This window comes from Crossiella cryophila (assembly GCF_014204915.1).
Lineage (GTDB): Bacteria > Actinomycetota > Actinomycetes > Mycobacteriales > Pseudonocardiaceae > Crossiella > Crossiella cryophila.
In genome coordinates, this window is sequence record NZ_JACHMH010000001.1 from 9,238,772 (window position 1) to 9,262,829 (window position 24,058).

Annotated in this window: 15 protein-coding genes; 7 read left to right on the plus strand and 8 right to left on the minus strand. The window is 70.9% G+C overall.

Features of this window, described 5'->3' with window-relative positions:
• Positions 1 to 151: 151 nt before the first annotated feature.
• Positions 152 to 583 carry a division/cell wall cluster transcriptional repressor MraZ gene (gene mraZ, locus HNR67_RS39630; protein ID WP_185008585.1) on the minus strand — a complete coding sequence of 144 codons (432 nt, stop codon included), beginning with the start codon at positions 581 to 583 and terminating at the stop codon, positions 152 to 154.
• 451 nt (positions 584 to 1,034) lie between these two features.
• On the opposite strand from mraZ, the gene HNR67_RS39635 reads away from it, so the two are divergent.
• Genes HNR67_RS39635 through HNR67_RS39645 form a run of 3 tightly spaced genes read left to right on the plus strand, consistent with a single transcriptional unit; the run spans position 1,035 to position 5,874 of the window.
• Positions 1,035 to 2,114, plus strand: a complete 1,080-nt coding sequence (locus tag HNR67_RS39635; RefSeq protein ID WP_407645166.1) for an AAA family ATPase — start codon at positions 1,035 to 1,037, stop codon at positions 2,112 to 2,114.
• Positions 2,115 to 2,117: 3 nt separating this feature from the next.
• Positions 2,118 to 3,389, plus strand: coding sequence for a DUF58 domain-containing protein (locus HNR67_RS39640; protein WP_185008589.1), 1,272 nt, complete (start codon positions 2,118 to 2,120; stop codon positions 3,387 to 3,389).
• 13 nt (positions 3,390 to 3,402) lie between these two features.
• The gene (locus tag HNR67_RS39645; protein WP_312989144.1) at positions 3,403 to 5,874 is read left to right on the plus strand and encodes a transglutaminase family protein; all 2,472 of its coding nucleotides are present in this window, start codon (positions 3,403 to 3,405) and stop codon (positions 5,872 to 5,874) included.
• A gap of 132 nt (positions 5,875 to 6,006) precedes the next feature.
• Here HNR67_RS39645 and HNR67_RS39650 read toward each other — a convergent pair whose 3' ends face one another.
• A complete protein-coding gene (locus HNR67_RS39650; protein ID WP_185008593.1) occupies positions 6,007 to 6,663 on the minus strand; it encodes a response regulator in 657 nt (218 codons plus the stop codon).
• Positions 6,615 to 8,486, minus strand: coding sequence for a sensor histidine kinase (locus tag HNR67_RS39655; RefSeq protein ID WP_185008595.1), 1,872 nt, complete (start codon positions 8,484 to 8,486; stop codon positions 6,615 to 6,617). The genes HNR67_RS39650 and HNR67_RS39655 overlap by 49 nt, the downstream gene beginning before the upstream one ends.
• Positions 8,487 to 8,671: 185 nt before the next feature.
• On the opposite strand from HNR67_RS39655, the gene HNR67_RS39660 reads away from it, so the two are divergent.
• The 4 genes from HNR67_RS39660 to HNR67_RS39675 are packed head-to-tail and all read left to right on the plus strand — an operon-like array spanning position 8,672 to position 16,640.
• Entirely contained in the window at positions 8,672 to 9,601 is a 930-nt protein-coding gene (locus HNR67_RS39660) for an ABC transporter ATP-binding protein (RefSeq protein WP_185008597.1), read from the plus strand.
• Positions 9,598 to 10,338, plus strand: coding sequence for an ABC transporter permease (locus HNR67_RS39665; RefSeq protein WP_185008598.1), 741 nt, complete (start codon positions 9,598 to 9,600; stop codon positions 10,336 to 10,338). Before HNR67_RS39660 ends, HNR67_RS39665 begins: the two co-directional genes overlap by 4 nt.
• A gap of 29 nt (positions 10,339 to 10,367) precedes the next feature.
• Complete coding sequence (locus HNR67_RS39670) at positions 10,368 to 13,346, plus strand: NACHT domain-containing protein (RefSeq protein ID WP_185008600.1); 2,979 nt, start codon at positions 10,368 to 10,370, stop codon at positions 13,344 to 13,346.
• Positions 13,347 to 13,349: 3 nt separating this feature from the next.
• Complete coding sequence (locus HNR67_RS39675; protein WP_185008602.1) at positions 13,350 to 16,640, plus strand: NACHT domain-containing protein; 3,291 nt, start codon at positions 13,350 to 13,352, stop codon at positions 16,638 to 16,640.
• A 243-nt stretch (positions 16,641 to 16,883) separates the two neighbouring features.
• On the opposite strand, the gene HNR67_RS39680 is transcribed toward HNR67_RS39675, so the two are convergent.
• The 5 genes from HNR67_RS39680 to HNR67_RS39700 form a co-directional block, all read right to left on the minus strand.
• Positions 16,884 to 17,291 carry a DUF3040 domain-containing protein gene (locus HNR67_RS39680; protein ID WP_185008604.1) on the minus strand — a complete coding sequence of 136 codons (408 nt, stop codon included), beginning with the start codon at positions 17,289 to 17,291 and terminating at the stop codon, positions 16,884 to 16,886.
• 341 nt (positions 17,292 to 17,632) lie between these two features.
• Positions 17,633 to 18,250 carry a TetR/AcrR family transcriptional regulator gene (locus tag HNR67_RS39685; RefSeq protein WP_312989146.1) on the minus strand — a complete coding sequence of 206 codons (618 nt, stop codon included), beginning with the start codon at positions 18,248 to 18,250 and terminating at the stop codon, positions 17,633 to 17,635.
• Positions 18,251 to 18,254: 4 nt separating this feature from the next.
• Positions 18,255 to 19,298, minus strand: a complete 1,044-nt coding sequence (locus HNR67_RS39690; RefSeq protein WP_185008606.1) for an agmatine deiminase family protein — start codon at positions 19,296 to 19,298, stop codon at positions 18,255 to 18,257.
• A gap of 298 nt (positions 19,299 to 19,596) precedes the next feature.
• A complete protein-coding gene (locus tag HNR67_RS39695; protein WP_185008609.1) occupies positions 19,597 to 20,880 on the minus strand; it encodes a DNA polymerase IV in 1,284 nt (427 codons plus the stop codon).
• Between the two features lie 315 nt (positions 20,881 to 21,195).
• Positions 21,196 to 24,009, minus strand: a complete 2,814-nt coding sequence (locus HNR67_RS39700; protein ID WP_312989148.1) for an ATP-binding protein — start codon at positions 24,007 to 24,009, stop codon at positions 21,196 to 21,198.
• Positions 24,010 to 24,058 lie beyond the last annotated feature (49 nt).

The following is a 24,058-nucleotide window of genomic DNA, read 5'->3' on the forward strand; positions in this document are numbered from 1 at the left end:
CTTACCCGCCCATGCGCGACAAGCAGGTGCCTTGTACGTCTCCCGATGCCGCCAGGTCCCCGCCCGCCCGTCGCACCTGGTGCCGGGGAAGGTGCACCAGGGTCGAAAGCCGAGCGGACCGAGGCCAAGCCGCATCCGAATGCCTCACACGTCAGAAGACGCCGGGAAGCACCTCCTCGCGTGCCTGCGCGTAGTTCTCCTCGTTCTCCTCGAGGTAGCGCGCCCAGGCGGTGGCGTCCCAGATCTCCAGCCGGTTGATCGCCCCGATGACCACGCATTCCTTGGTCAGCGCGGCATAACGCCGAAGCTCCGGCGTGATCGAGATCCGGCCCTGCGAGTCAGGTCGCTGCTCGTCGGTGCCCGCGAACAGGTAGCGCTGGTACGCGCGGACCGCCTCGTTGGTGAACGGCGCCTCGGCCACCTTCCGCGCCATCTGCTCGAACTCGGCTCGCGGGAAGACGAACAGGCAGTGGTCCTGGCCCTTGGTGAGCATCAGACCCCCCGCGAGTGCGTCCCGGAACTTCGCCGGCAGGGTGAGCCGCCCCTTGTCGTCGAGTTTTGGGCTGTGAGTGCCGAGGAACATCGGCCACGCACCTCCCAACCGACCCGACGGGACCGGCAGCGGGGCCCCCGTTTGCCCCACCGGCCGCCACAGTACCCCACTTTCCCCCACAGTCAACGCGAAACGGGCCCGTTGTCCCCCGGGTGTGTCGACGTTTTCGCAGGAAAACGGCGGTGGGGCCGGGTGGGGGGCGGGGAGGGGACCTGCCCGGAGAGGCAGCCGCGGCGGGCGGGATTGACAGCCATCCGATCACCCTCCGCCCACGAATCCGGGGCCGGAGAGCAACCAGTTGGTCTATCGGCCGTCCACGGTGGTGAGAAGTGGGGGACGATGTGGGCAACCAGGCGTGCGGTAAGACTGACCCTGACCGACAACCGCCTTCGCCCGGTTTTGACACACTGCGTGGCAGGCTGCCGCACAGGGTCCGGGGCGAGCGGAGCGACGGGGCAGAATGATTTCAGCAGGAGGACGTGTGACGCCCAGTACCCAGCCCGCCGCGCTATCCGGCCACCAGTTCGGTGAGGACGGGACCACGGTGAACTCGCGCGAGTCGGGCGGCGGACTGCCGGAGCTGCACGCCACCGCGTCGCGGATCGCGGCCAACGTCGAACGGGTGCTGGTCGGCAAACCCGAGGTGGTGCGGATCGCGCTGGTCACCCTGCTCGCCGAAGGCCACCTCCTGGTCGAGGACGTGCCGGGCGTCGGCAAGACCTCGCTGGCCAAGGCACTGGCCAGGTCCATCGACTGCTCGGTCAGCCGCATCCAGTTCACCCCGGACCTGCTGCCCAGCGACATCACCGGCGTGTCCATCTTCAACCGCCAGAACAGCGAGTTCGAGTTCCGGCCCGGCCCGGTCTTCGCCAACATCGTGGTCGGCGACGAGATCAACCGCGCCTCGCCGAAAACCCAGTCCGCCCTGCTGGAATGCATGGAGGAGCACCAGGTCACCGTGGACGGCCGCAGCTACGAGCTGGACTCGCCGTTCATGGTCATCGCCACCCAGAACCCGGTGGAGATGGAGGGCACCTACGCCCTGCCCGAGGCGCAGCGCGACCGGTTCACCGCCAGGGTCTCCATCGGCTACCCCGACCCGCAGGCCGAACTGGCCATGGTCGACGAGCACGCCGGGCACGACCCCATGTCCGACCTCAAGCCCGTCTCCGACGCCGAACGGGTGCGCCAGCTCGTCGCCACCGTTCGTGGAGTACATCTCTCGCCGGAGATCAGGCGTTACAGCGTCGAGCTGGTCTCGGCCACCCGCCGCCTGCCCGAGCTGCGCCTTGGCGCCTCGCCGCGCTCCACCCTGCACCTGGTGCGGGCCGCGCGGGCGCAGGCGGCGCTGTCCGGGCGCGAGTTCGTGGTGCCCGACGACGTGCACGCGGTCGCCGTGCCGGTGCTCGCGCACCGCCTGGTGCTCACCGCCGAGGCCCAGGCCGCCCGCCGCTCGCCTGCCGACCTGGTCCGCGGACTCGTCCAGCGGGTGCCGGTGCCGCAGGGCCCCGCCGGCAACCAGAGCCAGCAGTGGCACGCCGGCCTGCGCGGAGCCAGGTGATCCATGGGCGCGTTGGCGGGACTGACCACCAGAGGCCGTTGCCTGCTCGCCGCCGGACTCGCCGCCGCCCTGTGCGCGCTGCTGCTCGACGAACGTGACCTGCTGCGGATCGCGGTGTTCGTGGTCGCGTTGCCGATCATCGCCGCGGTGATGGCCGCGAACGCCCGGATCGGCCTGGCCGCGCTGCGCCACCTGGTGCCCGACCGGGTGCAGGTGGGCACCGGCTCCGAGGTCCGGCTGGAAGTGCGCAGCTCGGGACGGCTGCCCGCGGGCGGGCTGATGCTGGAGGACGGCGTGCCCTACGCCCTGGGCAACAAACCCAGGTTCGTGGTGGAACGGCTGCCCCGGCGCAGCGCCGCGGTGCTGCGCTACCCGCTGCAGCCCGTGATGCGTGGCGTGCACCAGCTCGGACCGCTGCGGGCCAGGGTCACCGACCCCTTCGGCCTCGCCGAATTCGAACGCGAACTCGGCGGCCGCAGCCGACTCGTCGTGGTGCCCAAGGTGATGACGCTCAACGGCCTGCCGCACGGCTCCGGCCTGGGCGCCGGTGATGACGGCGCGGTGCGGCTGCGGGCCGGGCAGGGCGAGGACGACGCGATCATCCGGCAGTACCGGCACGGCGACGACCTGCGCAAGGTGCACTGGAAGTCCACCGCGCGCCGGGACGAGCTGATGGTGCGGGTCGAGGAAAGCCCCTGGCACGGCGGGGTTTCCGTGCTGCTGGACACCAGGGCGGCCGCGCACCGCGGCAACGGCCCCACCTCCAGCCTGGAATGGGCGATCTCGCTGACCGCGAGCATCTGCCTGCACCTGCACAAACACGGTCAGCACGTGCGGCTGAGCACCGAGGAGGGCGTGCTGCTGGCCGGTGGCTCCGCCTCGGCCGGGCTCAGCGACGTGCCGGTGCTGGACGCGCTGGCCGCGCTGCACCCGGCGCATCGCGCGCAACTGGCCGTCACCGGCGACCCCGGCGCGGGCCGGGAACTGATCGCGGTGCTCGGCGACGTCACCCCGGCCTCGATAGCCGAACTGGTGCGCTTCCGGCCGCGCGGCGTGCGCAGCCTGGCCATCCTGCTCGACGTCAACGGCTGGGCCAGCGCCCGCGAGGACCGGGGCAACGACCCGGCCGACGCGGTGCGGCTGCTCAACTCAGCGGGCTGGGGCGCGGTGGTGGCCAGGCCCGAACAGGGCATGGCCGCGGTGTGGTCACTGCTGTGCAACACCGTGCCGGAACGGATGTCCAGCGGCCATGTGGCCGGGGCTGGGCCATGGTGAGCGAGGACTGATGGTGAACAGGCGAAGGGCGGTGACCGCGCCGGTCGGCTGGACCGGGCCGGTGGTGCCCAGTGCCGCCGGGCTGGCCGTGCTGACCGCGGCCACCTCGTTGTCCGGGGTCATCGACGGCGTGCGCTGGCTGGTGTTCGTCGCGGTCACCGTGGCGGTGATCGTGGGCACCGGCATCGCGCTGCGCTCGGTCCGCACGCCGACGCCGCTGGTCGCGCTCGGCCAGTTCGCCGGCCTGCTGTGCTTCCTCACCGCGGTGTTCACCCGCAGCGGCATCCTGGTCGTGCTGCCGGGGCCGGGCGCGCTCGGCGACCTGCTCGGCGTGCTGCGGCAGGCGATGGCGCAGGTGCAGAGCGGGGTGCCGCCGGTGACCGCCACCGCGGCCATGCTCTGCCTGGTCTGCGTGGCACTGGGCCTGGTCGCGATCGTGGTGGACACCCTCGCGGTGGCCGCCGCCGCGCCAGCGGCCTCCGGGCTGGTGCTGCTGTGCGTGTTCGCGGTGCCCGCCTCACTGGCCGACGAACTGCTGCCCTGGTGGTCCTTCGCGGCCGGCGCGGCCGGATTCGCGCTGCTGCTGGTCATCGACGAACGGCAGCGGCACCGGCTGTGGCGGGGCAGGCTCGGCCTGCCGGCGCTGCGCTCCGGGGACGGCTCGGCGCCCGCGGCCGCCGGCGTCGCCGCCTCCGCGGTGGCGATCGCGCTGGTGGCGGGTGCGGTGCTGACCATGGTCGGCACCGCGGGCCGGCTGCCCGGCGGCGGTGCGGCCGACTCCACCGCCTCCATCGGACTCAACACGTTCACCTCGCTGCGCGGCCAGCTCGAACGCGACAGCAGCATCGAGCTGTTCCGGGTCCGCGGCCTGCCGGAGAAGCCGCCGTACCTGCGGGTGACCACGCTGAGCAAGTTCGACACCGCACGCGGCTTCGAGGTGGACAGCAGGCTGGACAACCAGCCCACCCGCGGCGAACTGGCCATGCCGCCGGGCACCACCCGGCAGCGGCTGCTCGCCGAGGGCAGGCCGATGCAGGTGGAGATCGAGGCGATCGGCTACCTGGACCCGTGGCTGCCGGTCTACGGCGTGCCCATGCAGCTGGCCAACATCTCCGAGGACTGGAACTACGACCCGGGCGCGGGCATCGTGCACGCCCCCAGCAAGCGGCAGGCCGGGAAGTACCTGCAGTCCGCGGTGCTGCCCGAACCCAGCGTCGAGTCCATGCGGGCCGCGCCCGGCGGCCGGGCCCGCACCGCGGGGCTCATCGGCGAGCGCTACTTCGAGCACAACGTGGATCCGCAGGTCGAATCGCTGGCCCGCAACATCACCCGCAACGCGGGCACCGACTACGACAAGGCCGTCGCGATCCGCCACTTCCTGGCGCAGAGCGGCGGGTTCAAGTACCAGCTGCGCACCGCGGGCACCGGCCAGGGCGACCCGCTGGTGGACTTCCTGTTCAACGGCAAGACCGGCTACTGCGAGCAGTTCGCCTCCTCGATGGCGGCCATGCTGCGCTCGGTGGGCGTGCCGTCCAGGGTCGCGGTCGGGTTCACCCCCGGCTACAACAACAGCGGCTACTACTCGATCACCACCAACGACGCGCACGCCTGGGTCGAGGTGTTCTTCAACGGCGTCGGCTGGATCCAGTTCGACCCGACCCCGCTGCCGGACAGCCGCGGCACCGCGAACCCCTACGAACAGCCCAACCCCGGCGCGCCGACCAGCTCGGCGATCGTCCCGTCCACCGGCCGCACCACCACCGCCGCGCCGACCACCACCGGGCTCCCCGGCCAGAACCAGGGCGATCAGGCGAACAAGGACGGCAACCGCGACGACAGCATCGTGCCGGTGTGGGTCTGGTTCACCTCCGGCCCACTGGCCCTGCTGGCCATGGCCGCCGCCGCCCGCGGCGCCGCGGTCACCCAGGCCCGCAGGCGGGAGCGACGGGCCGGGGTGGTCTCCGGCGGCAAGGAACCACCGGAACTGTGGTGGGGCCTGGCCGCGCTGAGCGGCGGGATCGCGCTGCTGGTGCCGCTGTGGTTCCTGGTCCACCCGATCGTGTGGTGGCTGCTGCTGGCCCTCGGCGTGGCCGCGGTCGCACTGGCGGTGCCGTCCTGGCTGCGCCGGTACCTGCGGGACCGGCGGCTGCACGCGGTCGCCCTCGGCGGCCCGGACGCGGCAGGCGCGGCCTGGCAGGAACTGATGGCCGCCTCGGTGGACCGGGGCGCGGCGGTGGCCGGCACCGAGACGGTGCGCGCGGCCGCGCGGAAGCTGGTACGCGAGCACAAACTGGACGAACACGGCCAGAACGGCCTGCGCACGATCATCGGCGCGGTGGAGCGCTCCTGGTACGGCGGCACCCCCCGCCCGGAACCGGAACTGTTCACCGCCGTCCGCCAGGTCCTGGAAAGCCTCACCGCCAACTCACCCCTCGGCTGGCGCTCCCGCCTCTTCCCCCCGTCCATCCTCCGCCCCGCCCGCTGACCCCCCGCGCCGCGCGCTCCCACCCAGGAGCGCGCGCCGCCGCGCGGTCGCACCACGTGTTGGCCGTTCTCGTACGCCGTGTTGGCCGTTGTTGTACGCCGTGTTGGCCGTTGTCGTACAGCCGGGCCGGGCTCAGCCCCCGGTCGTGCCGTGCAGGTAGGCGAGCACGGCCAGCACCCGGCGGTTGTCGTCGTCGGACGGGGCCAGTTCGAGCTTGCCGAAGATGCTCGCGGTGTGTTTGCCGACCGCGCCCTCGCTGACGAACAGGCGCTGGGCGATGGCGGCGTTGGACCGGCCCTCGGCCATCAGCTCCAGCACCTCGCGTTCGCGCGGGGTCAGCCGGTCCACGCCGGAGCGGCGCGGCGAGCTGTCCAGCAGCTTCGCGATGACCTCCGGGTCCATCACGGTGCCACCGGCGGCGACCCGGCGCAGGGCGTCCACGAACTGTTCGGCGTTGAACACCCGGTCCTTGAGCAGGTAGCCGATCGCGCCGGTGCCGTCGGCCAGCAGTTCCCTGGCGTAGAGCTGTTGCACGTGCTGGGAGAGCACCAGGATCGGCAGTCCCGGCGTCTCGGTGCGGGCGGCCAGTGCGACCTGCAGGCCCTCGTCGGTCTGGGTGGGCGGCAGCCGGACGTCGACCACGGCCACGTCCGGGCGGTGCTCGGTGAGCGCGGCACGCAGTTCGGGGCCGGTCTCCACCGCGGCGACCACCTCGAAACCGTGTGCGGTGAGCAGGTGGGTCAGGCCGTCTCGGAGGAGGTAGAGGTCCTCGGCGAGGACAACGCGCACGGGATCTCCAGGCTGACCGTCGTGGGACCGCCCGGCGGGCTGTCCAGGATGAGCTGACCGTCGAATGCTCCCAGTCGCCGCCGGATGCCCCGCAACCCGCTGCCACCTGCCGGGTCCGCGCCGCCACACCCGTTGTCCACCACGCTGATACGCAAGGTATCCGCGCTGTATACAAGATGTACGACGACGGTGTCCGCGCCAGCGTGCCGGATCGCGTTGGTCATCAGCTCGCACACCGCGAAGTAGGCGGCCGACTCCACCGGCGGCGCGAACCGGCCGGGCAGCGACCCCGTCAGCCGCACCGGCAGCGCGGCGTCCAGGGCGACCGAGCGCAGGGCGTCGGCCAGGCCGCGTTCGGCCAGCACCGGCGGGTGGATGCCTGCCACCAGCTCACGCAGTTCGGTCAGCGCGGCCGAGGAGGAGGCCAGCGCCTGGTCCAGCATCTCCTTGGCCCGCGCCGGATCGGTGTCCACCAGCGCCTTGGCCGTGCCCAGGCTCAGGCCGAGCGCGACCAGTCTCGCCTGCGCGCCGTCGTGCAGATCGCGTTCGATCCGGCGCAGTTCGGCGGCCTGGCCGTCCACCGCCTCGGTGCGGCTCTCGGTCAGCCTGCGCACCCGCTGGGCCAGCAGCGCCGCCCTGGTCGGCGCGAGCAGCAGCGCGCACCACCGGCCGTAGACCGTGACCAGCCGGACCCCGGCATACACGGCGAATACCGAGAGCGGCAGGCCGATCAGTGGGCCGAGCGTGCGGAACAACGTGGTGGGCACCGGATCCAGCGGCATCCAGCCGTACATCGTGGGCAGCATCTCCCGCCCCATGAACAGCGAGACGATCGGCGAGATGATCACCGGCAGCCAGACCCCGAGCAGGAAGGCGCCCGCGGCCACCAGCGGCGGCAGGATCACCAGCACCGGGGCGAGGATGCCGTTGACCAGCAGCCACAGCAGGTCCCGCCAGCTCGCCCGGTCGGTCATCACCCAGACGTAGCGGCGCATCCGGCGCACCGGCTGCGGGGTGCTGAAGAACTGGTTGTTGAAGCGGAACTTGCCGTCGGACTCCGGCAGCGGCGGCAGCGGGGCGGGCAGGTACGGGTCCGGGATCTCGATGCCCACCCAGTCCCGCAGCAGCCTGCGGTGCAGCTCGACGAACTGCCGGGTGTACTCCACCAGCGGCGGCCACCAGAACTGCCACATGCCCAGCACGTGGTAGACGAGGAAGCCGAGCAGGTTGGCCACCAGGATCGGCAGTCCCACCAGGGCGAGCAGCCCGAGCAGGAAGCCACGCCAGGACAGCTCCCAGCCGTGGATCAGCCAGCGCAGGAACCGATTCTGGCCGGACGGCCGGTGCACACCGAGCGTACGTGCGGTCCACCAGCTGTATACCCGGAGTGCACGCGGCCCCACGAGCACCGTGGCCAGCGCGGTGAGCGGGGCGAGCACCGGGTTGATCAGCAGCCAGCGCAGGTCCCGCCAGGTGGCCGGATCGTCTGACACCCAGGCCAGGTTGTGCTGGAAGACCAGCCGGCGCCGGGACCGGTAGAGGCTGTCGCCCAGCCGGTAGAGCCCGTCGGCGTCCCGTTCGGGCAGCGGCGGTCGCGGCCGGTACGGCGGTGCGATCTCGGTCCCGGACCACTGACCCACCACCGCCCGCACCCGGTTGAGGAACGGGCGGCAGTTCCGCAGCCCCCAGCCGTAGTAGAAGATCAGCCCGGCCATCGCGGGCAGGAAACACATCAGCCCGAACAGCAGCACCGCCAGCCCAGCCACCGCGAGCCCGAGCAGCCGGAGCGCGCGGCCGAGTGCGGTGACGTACTCGCGGCCCATCCGCGCACCTCCTTCGACCGGCCCAGTCTGACCGAGTCCGCCTGCCGCGCGCGCTCCGCCCAGACACCGTGTCGGGGGTGGGGCTAGCACAACCCCCACTCGGGGCCCAGACGGATTCTCCGCAGGTCAGCGAGTTCCTAACGTTTCTCCCGTCAGCGAAACCAACCGGGAGGGAGCAACCGGAGATGCCGGTCATCGAGGTCGCGAACCTGCACAAGAGGTACGGCGAGAGGGTCGCGGTCGCGGAGGTGTCCTTCCACGTCGAACGCGGGGAGATCTTCGGGATCCTGGGCCGCAACGGCGCGGGCAAGACCACCACGGTGGAGTGCCTGACCGGGTTGCGGACCCCGGACGGCGGCCGGTTGCGGGTGCTGGGCCTGGACCCGGCCCTGGACGGCGCGCGGCTGCGCCAGCGGGTCGGCGTGCAGCTCCAGGAGGCGGCGCTGCCGGACAAACTCCGGGTCGGCGAGGCGGTCGAGCTGTACGCCTCCTTCTACCCCGCCCCGGCGGATCCGGCCGAGCTGCTGGACACCCTGGGCCTGACCGAGCACCGCCGCACCCCGTTCAAGAAGCTCTCCGGCGGTCAGAAGCAGCGGCTGTCCATCGCGCTGGCGCTGATCGGCAACCCGGAGGTCGCGGTGCTGGACGAGCTGACCACCGGCCTGGACCCGCAGGCCCGCCGGGACACCTGGCGGCTGATCGAGCAGGTCCGCGACCGCGGCGTCACCATCCTGCTGGTCACCCACTTCATGGCCGAGGCGGAACGACTCTGCGACCGGCTCGCGGTGATCGAGGCGGGCCGGGTGCTCGCGGTGGACAGCCCGGCCGGACTCGTGTCCACTGTGGACAGTGAGCAGCGAATCACCTTCCGGATCAACGGCGTACTCCCGGAGCAGGCACTGCGCGCCCTGCCCGAGGTGACCGCACTGTCCATCCGGCGCGACGGGATCACCCTGTCCGGCAAGGGAAATCTGCTCAACGCGGTGGTCACCACGCTGTCCGCACACCAGCTCACCCCACTGGACCTGAGCATCGAGCGGTCCACTTTGGACGATGCCTTCCTGGCGCTGACCGGCGCCGCCCTCACCGACGAGCAGAACGGAAGCACCCGATGACCGCCCTGACCCGCCTGAGCGCCACCGAACTGCGCCTGTTCCTGCGTGACCCGGCCGCCGTTGTGCTCAGCCTCGGCCTGGGCCCGATCCTGCTGATCGTGTTCGGCTCGATCCCGTTCTTCCGCGAACCACAGGCGGCCTACGGTGGCGCCCGGATCGTGGACTTCTACCTGCCCACGCTGATCTCGATGTCGGTGGCCATGATCGGCCTGAGCCTGCTCTCCGGCAGCCTGGCCAACTACCGCGAACTGGGGGTGCTGCGTCGCCTGGCCACCACCCCGGTGCCGCCGGTCCGGCTGCTGACCGCGCAGCTGCTGGTGCACCTGCTGATGGTGACGGTGTCCCTGGTGCTGCTGATCGGGCTGGGCAAGGTCGTCGCGGACGTCCCGCTGCCCGGCAACCCGGTCGCCTTCGCACTGTCCTTCCTGCTGGCCACGCTGGCCGTCTTCGGCATCGGCCTGCTGATCGCCGCGCTCGCGCCGACCACCAAGTCGGCGCAGGGCATCGGCACGGTGGCGTTCTTCCCGCTGATGTTCCTGGCCGGGCTGTGGACGCCCGGTCCGCTGATGCCGGAGCTGGTCCGCCGGATCGGCGAGTTCAGCCCGATCGGCGCTGGCACCCAGGCCATGCAGGCGGCCTGGTCCGGCGGCTGGCCCAATCCTTTGCACCTGCTGGTGGCGGCCGGATTCGCGGCCGCGGCCCTGTTCGGTGCAACGAAATTGTTCCGCTGGCAGTGACCGCCCGCGCACTCTGGATAACGTGAGGCGTGCGGAGAATCCTGAACTACCGCGACGCGGTCCGCCTGCTGGGCGACGGTCAGAGCCCGGCCGTGGCCTGGCTGGACCGCGTCGCGAGCACCGCCATGCTGGCCGCGGCGCCCGGTTCGGCGGAGGTGCTTGGCTGGTTCGACGCCAAGTCCGACCTGATCCGCCACGGCCATGACCTGGTCACCGGCCTGTCCGAGCGCCTGCGCGGCCTGCACCGCTTCGACCGCACCCAGCGCCTGGAAGCCGCGCACGCGATCATCGTCACCACCGCCTTCTGCACCGCCTGCGCCGACCTGCCACTGCCCGAGGCCGACCGCCCGGCCGGCCGGTTCGGCACGCTGGTCGAGCACCTGCTGACCACCCCGTTGCCGCTGCCCAGTCCAGAGCACCCCTATGAGCACAACCTGGCGACCCTGCGCGGGCACTACCGCGATCGCGCCGCCGAACTGTGCGACGAACTGCCCGCGCTGGCGGTCTGGGACACCTGGACCGAGACCGAGCGCGGCCGGGTGAGCACGGCCCTGCTGAAAGTGGTGCCGGACAACGCGATCCGCCACTACGAGGCCCAGTTCCGCCAACTCGCCGCCGACTGCCCCGAACTCGCCTGCTGGGCCAACCTGATCGACCACCAGGCCACCCGCGGCACCATCAGCACCGGCCTGGCCGCGCTGTCCGAACGCCTGGACCAGATCGCCACCGGCCGCCTCCCTGACGACCGCCGCGCCGAGCTGACCCGCCGCTATCAGGCCCGCCTGTCCCGCCCGGTGCTCATCGGCGGCGACCTGCCTGCCCACCTGCGCATCCCGGCGCTGGAAAAGGCTTACGTGGACCCGCTTTTCCGGGCGATGGCCGCCGAGGGCCGCTCACCCGCGCACGAGTCCGAGTGGCGGAAGCTCCCGGACCGCGACGACATCCACGACTTCCTCACCGGCTACCTGACCAACCCGGTCGCCGTCCAGCTCCCGCTGCTGGTGCTCGGCCAGCCGGGTTCGGGCAAGTCCATGCTCACCTCGGTGCTGGCCGCCCGCCTGCCGGCCACCGATTTCCTGCCGGTCCGGGTGCCGCTGCGCGATGTCGCCGCGGAGAGCGACATCCAGTCCCAGATCGAACAGGCCATCCGCGCCGACACCGGCGAATCCCTGTCTTGGCCGGTGTTCGCCCGCTCCGCCGGGGACGCGCTGCCGGTGGTCCTGCTCGACGGTTTCGACGAGTTGTTGCAGGCCACCGGCGTCAGCCAGAGCAACTACCTGGAGAAGGTGCAGGAGTTCCAGGAACGCGAGTCCGACACCGGCCGCCCGGTCGCCGTGCTGGTCACCACCCGAACCTCGGTCGCCGACCGCGCCCGCGTCCCCGACGGCTGCGTGGCGCTACGCCTGGAACCCTTCGACGAACCCAGGGTCCGCACCTGGCTGGACACCTGGAACACCGCCAACGCGGGCCCCGGCTTCACCGCCCTGCCCGCCGAGGTCGCCCTGCACCACCCCGACCTCGCCACCCAGCCCCTACTGCTGCTGATGCTGGCCCTGTACCACTCCGAGGGCGGCGCGCTCACCGCCGAGGCGGGCCTGAGCCAGAGCGAACTCTACGAACGCCTGCTGTTCCGATTCGCCCGCCGCGAGGTGGTGAAAACCCAGAACGCCCTGCCCGACAACGAGATCCGCCGCTCGATCGAGGAGGAACTGCGGCGGCTGTCCGTGGTCGCCTACGGCATGTTCAACCGCGGCACCCAGTGGATAGCCGAGTCAGACCTGGAGTCCGACCTCGCCGCCCTCCCCGGCCCAACCCGCAAGACCGTTGCCACACAAAGCCTCCAGGCCGACCTGACCGAAGCCGAACAAACCCTGGGCCGGTTCTTCTTCATCCACCGCGCCGAGGCCAGCCGCGACGACCGCCGCCTGCGCACCTACGAGTTCCTGCACGCCACCTTCGGCGAATACCTGGTCGCCCGCTTCACCTGGAAAGTCCTGCAAGGCTTGGTAGCCCAGGAGAAAGCCATCGCCGACGACCCGTACTCGACCACCGAGGTCAACGACGACCTGCTGCACGCCCTGATCTCCTTCGAGCCCCTCAGCTCCCGCAAACCCGTGATCAGCTTCCTGACCGAACTGGCGAGCCGACTGGACGATCCGACCAGGCAGGCGACCTCGGCCCTGCTGACCCGCTTGTTCGAGGCCGCCCACCAGGAGCGACCGCCGCGCAGGCACGCCGCCTACCGGCCCGGCCCTCGCCAGGTCACCGCCCGGCACGCGGCCTACAGCGTCAACCTGTTGCTGCTCAGCGTGATCGTCGACGAGGAGGTCCCGGTCAGCGCCTACGGCCGCTGGTACCAGGAGGCCCAACTCTGGCATTCCCAGCTCGGCGGCCCGGGTTGGCTGAGCATCCTGGACACCATCACGGTCTCGGTACGCCAGTCCCAGCCGGAGCCGATCGCCTGGGCCCGGCTGATCCGGACCGATGACCCACCGCCGACCGTCGATCTCCGGATCGTCTTCGGTGAGAGCAAGGAACACGGCACCGTCTACGGCCGAGGCGACCAGGACCCGCAACACATCCAGCGCCGGAACAACCTGCTCGGCATGGAATCCGCCCTGCTGCACGCCACGGAACCACTGCTGCGCCGACTCGGCTCGGTGATCAACAACTTCCCCTGCGTCGACGGCGTTGTCGAACCCTCACCCGCACGCCGGATCATGGACCTGTGGACGCTGTCCGCGGACCGGGTCACGCTGCCGAACCGGATCGCGCACTACCACCACGCACTCGACTTCCTGACCGGTGTCGGCGGCAAGTCCCTGCCCGCCAGCGAACAGGAGCAGTACCTCACCCTCGTGCTGGAGCGCCTGGCCGCGGACACCGACCTCGACGCCGCCGCGCTGGAGGAACTGCTCGCCCGCGCCTGGCGGAAACAACTCAGCGGCAGCAACCCGATCCACCGGCGCTGTACCCGCATCCTCGACGACCTCCGTTCGGAAGGCTGACCCGTGCCGCGCACCCTGAGCTACGCCGATGCCGTCCGCCTGTTGGGCGGCAAGGAAAGCAAGGCCGTCACCTGGCTGGACCGGATCACCGGCGCGGCCATGCTCGGCACCGCGCCCGCGGTCGAGGAAGTGCTCGGCTGGTTCGACGCCAAGGCCGATCTGGTGAAACACGGCCATGATCTGGTCAACGGCCTCTCCGACCGGGTCCGTGGGTTACGCCGCTTCGACCGCACCCAGCGCCTGGAGGCCGCGCACGCGGTCATCGTGACGCTGGCCTTCATCGAGGCGTTCGAGGCGCTGCCGCAGCGGCCGGATCGCAAGGAGATCCAGGACGGTCGCATCGGCACCGCCGAACTGGTCCGGCAACAACTGACCAGCAGGGTGCCGCTGCCGACGCCCCAGCATCCCTATCGTGACAACCTCCAGGCGCTCACGCTGTACTACGTGCTGCGGTCCGGCGAGCTGATCGAGTTCGTCAGGGGGCTGGCGGTGTGGGACCGGTGGAACGACACCGAGCGCGCCCGGTTCAGCAAGCAGGCCACCCACCCACTGGTGAACCAGGCGCTTGCGCGGTACCAGGAGCTGTTCCGGCAGTTGGCCGTGGAATGCCCGGAACTCGGCTTCTGGGCCAACCTCACCGAACACCAGGGCACCCAGGAACTCCTCCGCTCCGGCCTCGCCCAGCTGGAAATCCACCTGGCCGCACTGGCCACCGGCCGCGAACCGGACTCCCGGCGGGCCGAACTGGCCCGTGGCTACCTCGCCCGGCTGGAACGGACGCTCGTCGAGCCCGCCGAGTTGCCCGCCGACTTCCGCATCCCCACCCTCGGCGAGGCATACATCGATCCGCTCGGCCGGGTAAGGGAAATCCACCAGGGCGACACGCCGAGTCAGGAGCCGTGGTGGGAGGAAGTGCCGCCGCGGCAGGACATCCAGGACTTCCTCACCGGGTACCTCACCTCGCCGCAGGCGGTGGCGCGGCCGTTGCTGGTGCTCGGACAGCCTGGCTCCGGCAAGTCGGTGCTGACCCAGGTGCTCGCCGCCCGGCTGCCCGCGACGGACTTCCTGCCGGTGCGGGTGCCGCTGCGCGAGGTGGCCACCGAGGTCGACGTGCAGACCCAGATCGAGCAGGCGATCCGGCTCGGCACCGGGTACCGGGTGGACTGGCCGGAGCTGGCGAACTCCGCCGGTGACGCGCTGCCGGTGGTGTTGCTGGACGGGTTCGACGAACTGCTGCAGACCACCGGCGTCAGCCAGAGCGACTACCTGGAGCGGGTGCGCGCGTTCCAGCAACGCGAGTCCGACCAGGGCCGCCCGGTCGCGGTGCTGGTCACCACCCGCACCTCGGTCGCCGACCGGGCCCGCATCCCCGACGGTTGTGTCGCCCTGCGGCTGGAGCCCTTCGACGAGCCCCGGGTGATCCGCTGGCTGGCGCACTGGCAGGCGAGCAACCCCGGCTCCCGGTTCCGGCTCACCGCGGCGACCGCGTCGCGCTACCCGGACCTGGCCACCCAGCCGTTGCTGCTGCTGATGCTGGCGATCTACGACGCGGACGGCGGCGACCTCAGCGACACCCGGCTCAGGGAAAGCGAGCTGTACGAACGCCTGCTGCGCCGCTTCGCCCGGCGCGAGGTGGGCAAGACCCGCGACGGCCTGGCCGATCCGGACCTGGCGGCCGCGGTCGAGGAGGAACTCCGGCGGCTGTCGGTGGTCGCCTACGGCATGTTCAACCGTGGCCAGCAGTGGATCACCGAGCCCGACCTGGACGCGGACCTGGCCGCCCTGCTCGGCACCCGCGGCAACCCGCTCACCGGCCTGCGCACCCCGCTCGGTCCGGCCGAGACCACGCTGGGCCGGTTCTTCTTCATCCATCGCGCCGAGTCCCAGCGCGACGACCGCCGCCTGCGCACCTACGAGTTCCTGCACGCCACCTTCGGCGAATACCTGGTCGCCCGCCTGACCTGGCAGGCGCTGCACGGCCTGCACGCGATGGCCGCCGCCGCGGCCGCCAACCCGCTCGCGGTCATCCCGCTCAACGACGGCTTCCCGCATGCCCTGCTCGCGCACACCCCGCTGAGCAGCCGCCGCCCCATCCTCTCCTTCCTCGCCGAACTCGCCGAGGCCACCACCCCGGACACCCGCGCAGGCCTGACCGCGCTGCTGATCCGCCTGTACCGCGCGGCCCCCGAGGCCCACCCCACCCGCAGTCACGCCGACTACCAGCCCCGCCACACCACGGTCCCCGCCCAGCACGCCGCCTACCGCGCCAACCTGCTCCTGCTCACCGCCATCACCGCCCGGGAGCTGCGCGCCAGCGAGCTGTACGGCACTGACGACGATCAACCCGGCGTGGTCCAGCAGTGGCGTGCCGACGCCCTGCTGTGGCGCTCCCAACTCAGTACCGACGACTGGACCGGCCTGGTCGAAACCCTCGCCCTGACCCGCACCTGGCGCGGCACCCGCCGAGACCTGGAGATCCGCCTGGACGACGGCTCCTTCACCCCGCCGCCGCTGGACCTCAACTGGTCAACCCGCCGCCCGGCCGCCGAGCTGTCGCCCACCATCACCGGCCTCCGGTACGCCAACCAAGCTCCCCGCGTCCAACGCCGCCTGCTGCACTTCCTCTGCGGCAACGAGGACATCCACCTGCACGTGCTGGAACCCCTCTTCGACCACCTGTCCCGCGACTACGCCCTGCACCCCGTCGCGGACGGCGAGATCCGGCCCACCCTCCCCCGCGCCCTGCTGGACCTGCTGACCCTGCCCTACCGCGAGCCCAGCACCGACCACGCCGCCCAGTACGAACGCTTCATCCAGATCGCCGAAACCCGCCCACCCGACCCCGCCTCCCCGGACCGCCTGGCCATCCTCGACCTGGCCCTCACCCTGATGACCTCCGACGACCAGTCCCCCACCGCCCTGGCCACCGACCTACTGGCCGAGCTGACCAGACACCTGTTCCGCCTCCCCACCCGCGCCTCGGTGCTGGAAGCCCGAACCCTCCGCCACGCCCTGACCCTGCTGTCCCGCCCAGAACCCCCCACCCCGGCCTTGACCGAACCCCTCACCAGGCTGATCACCGACGCCCTGCAGAACGACCCCACCCCCCTCGCCGCGGAAGCCCTGATCACCCTCCTGGAACGAGCCCCCAGCACCGACCCCTACCTGCTGGCCGACCTGGACCCCGAAACCTGGCTGACCCTGACCGCCACCCGCCCCGACCTGGCCCGCCGAGCCCACAACACCTGGCAACACCTCAACCCCACCGACCCCTGGCCGCACCCAGCCCCCTGACCCGCGCCGCGGTTGAGCGCCTCGCCCCTGCCTTGCCCAGCGCTCCCACAGAAGCGAATGCGCGGCTGGCCCAGCGGCGAGCGCACGCCGGAGCTTCGGCCCGGTCACAGGCCGCCCCCGCCTGCTGACGCGTGACGGTGCCCTACCCGCCCATGGGCATGACTCAGCGGGGTGTCGGCTCCCTGGCTGCTGGGAGACGACACCCCGCTGGGTGGTCGGACTATCTTGTGGCTGCGGCTTCGATCAGTGTTGATCACCGTCGTCGAAACGGCGGCGGAAACGTTCTTCCATCCGCTGCGAGAACGAGCTCCGCCTCGGAGTGGCGGAGCGCTGTTGTGGCGACCCACCTTCCTCGGCGGCCGGGTCTGTCTTGTTCGTGGCGGACAGGCCCCACACGGCACCGACGAACATCAGCAAGAAGCCGACGACGCTCAGTACCGGGATTTCGGCCGGTCGCAACACGGGCAAGATCACACCAACAACGAGCAGCAACAGGCCCACCACGAACACCGCAAGCCCCTGTAGGCGTCGCCGTCGAGATGGCCTTCGCAACCGAGCGCCGCGCACGGTGGAGGCGAACTTGGGGTCCTCGGCGTAGAGCGCGCGCTCGATTTGGTCGAGCAGTCGCTGCTCGTGCTCGGAGAGTGGCATGGCTCCTCCTCCGGCACAGCTTGTAGCGGGCGCCGGGCTTCAGCGGTTCCGCCGGACCCGGCGGGCGCCCCGCGTGGGGCGTCACTTTGAGAATACGATCCGTGCGACGCCTAGACTACCCGGTCGCCGGAGTCGAGACAGTGGTGTCGCAGACGTCATCCGCTCGGGGTAGTTGCCAAGGGTGACTGAACACCGTTCAGAATGATGTTCCAGTCCGTTAACCCCACTCCGACGGACCATCTGCTTGATCACTCCACCCAGGCCGGACCACGCATCGCCACTACCCTCCAGGCCGCCCCTGAGAACCCCAGGTCACAGCTGCCAGGCAGGTGATCCACACGTCACACGGTCGGAGCAGTCGGCTCCGGCTGGACCGCCTGCTGCCGTCGCGGCCGACACTCGGCGGACACCGCGGCCAGTACGGCCGAATGCGCCTCCTCAGTGCTGATCAACTTGGCCAGCCAGCGTGAGCTGAGTCCTTCCACGAGTGCGGTGAATCGGACCGCCGTCGCCACCGGATCGACCTTGGCCCGGATGCTGCCGTCCTCCTGGCCCTGCCCGATCAGCTCGGTCACGGCGTTGCTCCACCGGAGGTTGGCGTTGCCCACGATGGTCCGCAACCCCTTGTCGAACACCGCGGCGGCGCGCAGCTCGCCCCACACCGCGGAGTTCTCCCGCACCCGGCGCTTGTCCTGGAACTCCCGCTGCAGGTTGTCCAGCAGTCGGTCGAACCCGGTGCCACGGCTCGAGTGGGTGTACTCCTCGGCGCGCTCGTCGACGAACCGCATGGTCGCCGCCAGCAGGCCGCTCCTGCTCTTGAAGTAGTAGTAGATCAACGCGGTGGACGCGCCGGCCTGCTGCGCCACCTCCTCGACCCGGAGGCCGCGGACGCCGGTGCGGGAGATCATCCGGCAGGTCGCCTCCAGCAGGGCCTGCCGTCGGTCTGGGGCTTCGCTCACAAGGTCACATTGTCATGGCTGGCTCCTGTTGGGTCGCGCAGTGGATGCCACCGCCGTAGTAGGCGATGGGGTCGATGTCGAGTTGGACCACCGTCCGGCCAGGGTGCAGCTCGGCCAGCAGGCCACGGGCGTGGTCGTCGGCCAGCCGGTCGCCGAACTTCGGCGCGAACACCGCACCGTTGGCCACGTAGTAGTTGAGGTAGGTGGCCAGGAAGTCCCCTGAGCCGCGGATCCGGGAGCGCTCCGGCTCCGGCAGCTCGACCACCTCGATCGCCCGGCCCTGGGCGTCTGTGGCGGCCTGGAGGGACTTCAGGGCCTCCTCGCAGACCGCCGTCCACTCATCCGGCGGTGCCCCGGTGGCGGGCCGGTTGAGCAGGACGACGCCGGGCGCGGTGAACCGGGCCAGGCCGTCCACGTGGCAGTCGGTGATGTCACCACCGCGGAGCCCGGCCAGCCAGATGACCTTGCGGACGCCCAGGAGCGCACCGAGCACCGCCTCGATGTCCTCCTTGCCACGGCCGGGGTTGCGGTTGTCGTTGATCAGCGAGCTTTCGGTGGCCAGCAGGGTGCCCTCGCCGTCCACCTCCAGCGAGCCGCCCTCGGCCACGATCGGCGCGGCCTGCCGGGGCAGGCCCAGGTGGCCGAGCAGCCGCCGGGGCACCCGGTGGTCGTCGTCATGCGGCCGCTGCTTCTCGCCCCAGCCGTTGAAGCCGAAGTCGACCCCCGCCACCTCGCCGGGACGACGGACGAAGGTCGGCCCGTGGTCGCGCGTCCACAGGTCGTCCACCGGGATCGGCAGCACCTCGACCGCGCCGCCGACCGCCTGCCGCGCCGCGGCCTGCTGTTCGGGCCGGGCCAGCAGGGCCACCGGTTCGTGCTCGGCGATGGCTCGGGCGAGCCGGGCCACCGCCGCACGGACGGCGGGCAGGTCCGTCCGGTACAGCGAGGTGTGCGCGGGCCAGGACAGGTGCGTGCGAGCGTGCGGCTCCCACTCGGCAGGCATCCGCCAAGGCGGGCCCTGTGCGGTGTTCTGGCTGTTCGGCGACATGGCTCCACCATGGCACTGACTGAAATTTTAGTCAACTCCACTGGCGGGTGACTGTTGTCGGCGATGCTGTTTGCCCTGTTCAGAACGGGTAGCCGGGGAAGTGTGACGGCGGATGTTGGCGCACAGGTAGTAGCCATGGAGGGGCAACGGTGCGCCCTCAGCGGTGGCCCCGGCCGAGTGGCGCCGCCACCGGATCGTGGCCGTGCGCGCCTGCTGCCCGGCTAGGTCAGCCACACGGTCGTGCACCACGCGCACGTGCCAGCGATCCACCTGCCCGGTTCGTGGTCCGGAACGCGGCTCAGTCCCGGGCCATCCGGGGCCTGGTCACATCGGCCCGTTGTGGTGCGGCGCCGAGCAGTGAGGCGGGCTTGATGGCCGCGCCACCGAACTTGGCCCGTGCGGCGTCGGCGGCCTGGTCCGCCTCCCGCCAGCCACGTTCCGGTTCGTCGAAGGTCAGCTGGTCGCCCGCGCCGCCGTGGTCGTCGAGCTGTTCCACCCGCACCCCGATCAGTCGCACCGGGCCGGGCGGGGTCTGCTCGTCCAGCAACTGGCAGGCCAGCCGGTAGATCTCCTGGGTGACGTCGGTGGGCAGCGGCAGCGTGCGGGAGCGGGTGATCGTGCTGAAGTCGGCGAACCGCACCTTGATCGACACGGTCCGCCCGCGCAGTCCGCGGCCACGCAGCGAGCCCGCGGTGCGCTCGGAGAGCCGCAGCAGTTCCCGGCGCAGCACCGCGCGGTCGTGGTGGTCGGTCTCGAAGGTCTCCTCCGCGCCGATCGACTTCTCCGGCGTCTCGGGCACCACGGTCCGCGGGTCGTGCCCGTTGGCCAGGCTGTGCAGGTGCTCCGCCTGGGCGTTGCCGACGATACGCCGCAGCCGGGGCAGCGGCAGTTCCGCCAGCTCGGCCACGGTGTGCAGACCGCGGTCGACCAGGCGTTCCTCGGTGCGCTTGCCCACGCCCCACAGCGCGCCCACCGGCAGCGGGCGCAGAAACGGCAGCACCTCGGTCCTTGGCACGACCAGCATGCCGTCGGGTTTGCACAGGCCGGAGGCGAGCTTGGCCACGAACTTGGTCGAGCCGACACCGACCGAGCAGGTCATGCCGTGTTCGGCCTCGACCCTGGCCCTGATCTCCTGGCCGATCCGTCCCGGCGTCATCCGCAGCCTGCGCAGCGCGCCGCGCACATCCAGGAAGGCTTCGTCCAGGCTCAGCGGCTCCACCAGCGGGGTGAAGTCGCGGAAGATCGCCATCACCCCGGCCGAGACCGCCGTGTACAGCGCGAAGTCGGGCGGGATGAACACCGCCTTCGGGCACAGCGCCCTGGCCCGGTTGGTCGGCATCGCCGAACGGACGCCGAAGGTGCGGGCCAGGTAGTTGGCCGAGGACACCACACCGCGGTTGCCGGTGCCGCCGACCACGACCGGCAGGTCCTTCAGCTCGGGGCGTTCCCTGATCTCCGCCGAGGCGTAGAAGGCGTCCATGTCCACGTGCAGGATCGGACAGCCGGTGTCGTCCGGCCAGACGCCGTCGCGCGCCCGGTACCGGTCGACCAGCCCACGCGGCAGGTCACCGCTGCGGCCCACCCGGCACCTCCACCCCAGCTCCGAGACACGGCTCGAACGAGCGTTCGAGCCGGGAGGCTGGTGAAGTTTCCCCGAATCGGGGTAATCACACCAGTCAGATTACCCGATCACCCTGTTCTCGCAGGCCAGCCCGGCGCCAGGCTATGCGCAAGTTCACTGAACAACAACGTCGCGCGGTCGAGCGGCTTCGTGGCGGCCAACCTTCGGTCCGCCTGCACTTGCTGAGCAGCTAGGTACCGGCTTCACCCGCCGACGGCGGCATTTCCCGACTCCGACCGCGCTGCGCGATCCACGACGAGCCGCCGCAGTGCTCGGTCACTCCGCCCCGTCACGGCGGGCTCGGGTCAGCACCTCCTCCTCGGTGAGTGCGCTCGGCGGGTGGTGGGTCAGGCACATGGGGACCTTGAGCTTGGTGAACGTGGTGCCCTCGGAAGCGCCATAGAAACTGCCCGCGGCCAACCGGGAGATGTCGTCGACCCGGCCGTTCTTGGCACTGGCGAGGTCCTTCGCGGCCTGGATCTGAGTTGGGGCATTGAGATGACCGAAGAACTGGGTGGTCACGTTGCCAGTGACGAGATTGTGCAGCGCCTTCGGAGCCTGTGTCGCATAGATCAGACCAAGGCCGTACTTCCGAGCCTGGGAGGCCAGCTTCAGGGTGCTTTCGGTCGATGCCGTTGCCGTGCGGGCAGGGGCGAAGGTCTGAGCCTCGTCCAGCACCAGGAGGCCGCCCAGCGGGGTGTTCGTCGCCGGATTGCGCCGGACCCAGGAGAACAGGGCCAGCTGTAGCTGGTTGACGAAAGTCTGGCGCTGGTCGTCGTTGGGCAGGCCGATGCAGCTGATCACCGACACTCGCACCCTTTTGCCGGGAGCGGGGGTGAGCAGGACCCCGGGGTCCAGGCGTTCGCCCGCACCGCCGAAGACTGGGTCGTTGATCATCTCGGCGTGCAGGCCGTCGGCGATGTCCGCGGCCAGCTTGGGGGCGTTCCGGATGGTGCTCACGCCTTCGGGGAGGTCGTCGAGCAGCTTGACGAACCCCTGCAGATCGTCGCCGCCCCGACGGGCGAAGTGAGTGAGGGCTTCAGTCAGGACCGCGGTGCCCGTGGCGAGTCGCCGCCTGGTCAGTCCTGTTCTGGGCAGCAGGCCCGCCACCGCCGCGTCGATGGCGGTTCTGAACTCGTCCGCGTCATCCAGCACACCCGTGAAGTCAGGAAGAGGGTTGAGTGTGAGCGGTCTGCCTGCCTCACGGCGGGGGGTCCAGATCACCACGTCGGTGTTGGCGAGATAGTTCTTGGCACGGTCGGCGTCGCCCTCGCCCCACCCCGGAGGCGGGGTGGGCCAGGCGTCGCCGAGTCGGGCCAAGTCGTTGTTGGTATCGATGAGGATCGAGGACACACCGTGCAGCGCGGCTTCCTCGACTATGCGGCGGAGCAGCACGGTCTTGCCCGATCCGCTGCCCGCGAACAGGGCCGTGTGTTTACGCAGGGTCGACAGCGGTACGGCGAACAGACCGCCGTGGAGCACGTCCGTGCCTAACGAGATGGCCGGTTCGGCGCCCGTGGGATCAGGGATCGTGGCGATTCGAGGCCCTGGGGCGGGAAAGGATGTCGGTGGGACCGGGCCGGACAAGCTCGCCGGAGGTTGGGCTGGCACCAAAGGTGCCGTCGCAGGCGGGGTTGCAGGGAGGACGTGGCTCAGCAGGTGCGATCGGCTTGCTGGTAGTCGGGCGGCCAGCCAGTGCTGGAAGCCGGGCGGCGCGGTGGTGAGCATGTTCTCCAGCGCGGAGAAGGTGCGGAGATCGTCCTCCGACAACGGCACCGCCAGGCCACCTGCTGCGGTGAAGGCGGCTCGTGCGGCGGCGGTGGCCGGTCCGGTGGAGAAGGCGGTGTTGCGCAACACCACGAGGTGCCGCTTCTCCGCGCCCGCGTGCAGGCCGGCCTCCAGACAAGCCGACTTCAGCCGGGTCAGCACCGCGGTGGGCTGGGTGTGCGCGATAGCCCGGAAACCCCAGTGCACCTCGTCCTCCCGGGCCTCATCGAGAGTACGGCGCAACCGAGCGTGCAGCGCCGGTTTGAGACCGGGCGGCGGGTCGATCGTGAGGTCGTGCGCGGCACCGCCTCGCTCCAGCACGTAGCAGCGCAGTGCTGCGCCCAGCAAGGCGGGCATGCGTTCGTCCTCTTTCCGGTGGTCCAGTGGAAGGAGGACATTCGCCTCGGTGCGCAGGCGGTCGAACAACTCATCCAGTGCCATCAAGTCAGCCGGAGCGGCGGTCGGCTGCGGGGTGATCTCGTGGCCGGTTACGCCGAAGCTGGTCAGTTCACGTACCTCGCCGTCGGCAAGGCAGGACACCACGTGCTCGTCCACCCGTTGCAGCAGGCGCCTGGGCGTGTAGTGGATCACCTCCGAGTCCTCGAAGGCAGACGGCAAGACCGGCCACGTCGGGTACGGCGGAGAGAAGCCGATCTCGCCGTAGAGGCTGCCCAAGTGGCTGGCCACGATCGCCTCGGCCACCGCGCTGCTGGGCATGGCGGTGCGCAGTTCGAGGACCCGGAACCGGTCGGCCGCGGAACTGACGGCGCGTTCCTTAATCAACTCCCACGAGCTGCCGATGCACGCCACCACCAGGATGGTGCGCCGGGTCTCCTCCCGGATCCGCATCAGGCCGTCGGCAAGGCGATCGGCCAGCAGGTCCCTGCTCCGTTCCTCAGTCGACTGGGTGATCACGGTGTCGATCTGGTCCACCGCCATCACCACCGGTCCGGTCAGCGCGAACAGCCGGGAGAGGTCACTGAGGATGAGCTGCGGAGACCGGTTCGGGGAGCGGAAACCCCATTTCTTGCGATCAGCCTCGTCGACACCGGCCTCCAGTGCGAGGAAGGCATGCCCGATGTCACTGTCCTGCCCCTTCGCCCGGTACAGGACGAGGGCGCGGAGCGTGTCCTGGCATTCGCCGGCCACCTGCGGATCCAGCGCACGCAGCCGCCCCACGAAATCGTCGACACACTGCCGGGTCAAGGGCATGATCCCGCGCAACCGCACGGTCAGTTCGTCGGTGCAGCCAGCGCGCTTGCCCAGCGCGGCCAGCATGGTGCCGAGCTGGTCGACGTCCTGACCGAGCAGCCCGCTGACCACCCCGTGCACCGCGCCCGCCCAGAAGGACTGCCCGTCCAACAGCTTCAGC

Coding starts and splice junctions, on each gene's coding strand:
- HNR67_RS39690 (WP_185008606.1), bottom strand. CDS start 19,298: ATGTCGCCGAACAGCCAGAACACCGCACAGGGCCCGCCTTGGCGGATG.
- HNR67_RS39660 (WP_185008597.1), top strand. CDS start 8,672: ATGCCGGTCATCGAGGTCGCGAACCTGCACAAGAGGTACGGCGAGAGG.
- HNR67_RS39640 (WP_185008589.1), top strand. CDS start 2,118: ATGGGCGCGTTGGCGGGACTGACCACCAGAGGCCGTTGCCTGCTCGCC.
- HNR67_RS39680 (WP_185008604.1), bottom strand. CDS start 17,291: ATGCCACTCTCCGAGCACGAGCAGCGACTGCTCGACCAAATCGAGCGC.
- HNR67_RS39655 (WP_185008595.1), bottom strand. CDS start 8,486: ATGGGCCGCGAGTACGTCACCGCACTCGGCCGCGCGCTCCGGCTGCTC.
- mraZ (WP_185008585.1), bottom strand. CDS start 583: ATGTTCCTCGGCACTCACAGCCCAAAACTCGACGACAAGGGGCGGCTC.
- HNR67_RS39665 (WP_185008598.1), top strand. CDS start 9,598: ATGACCGCCCTGACCCGCCTGAGCGCCACCGAACTGCGCCTGTTCCTG.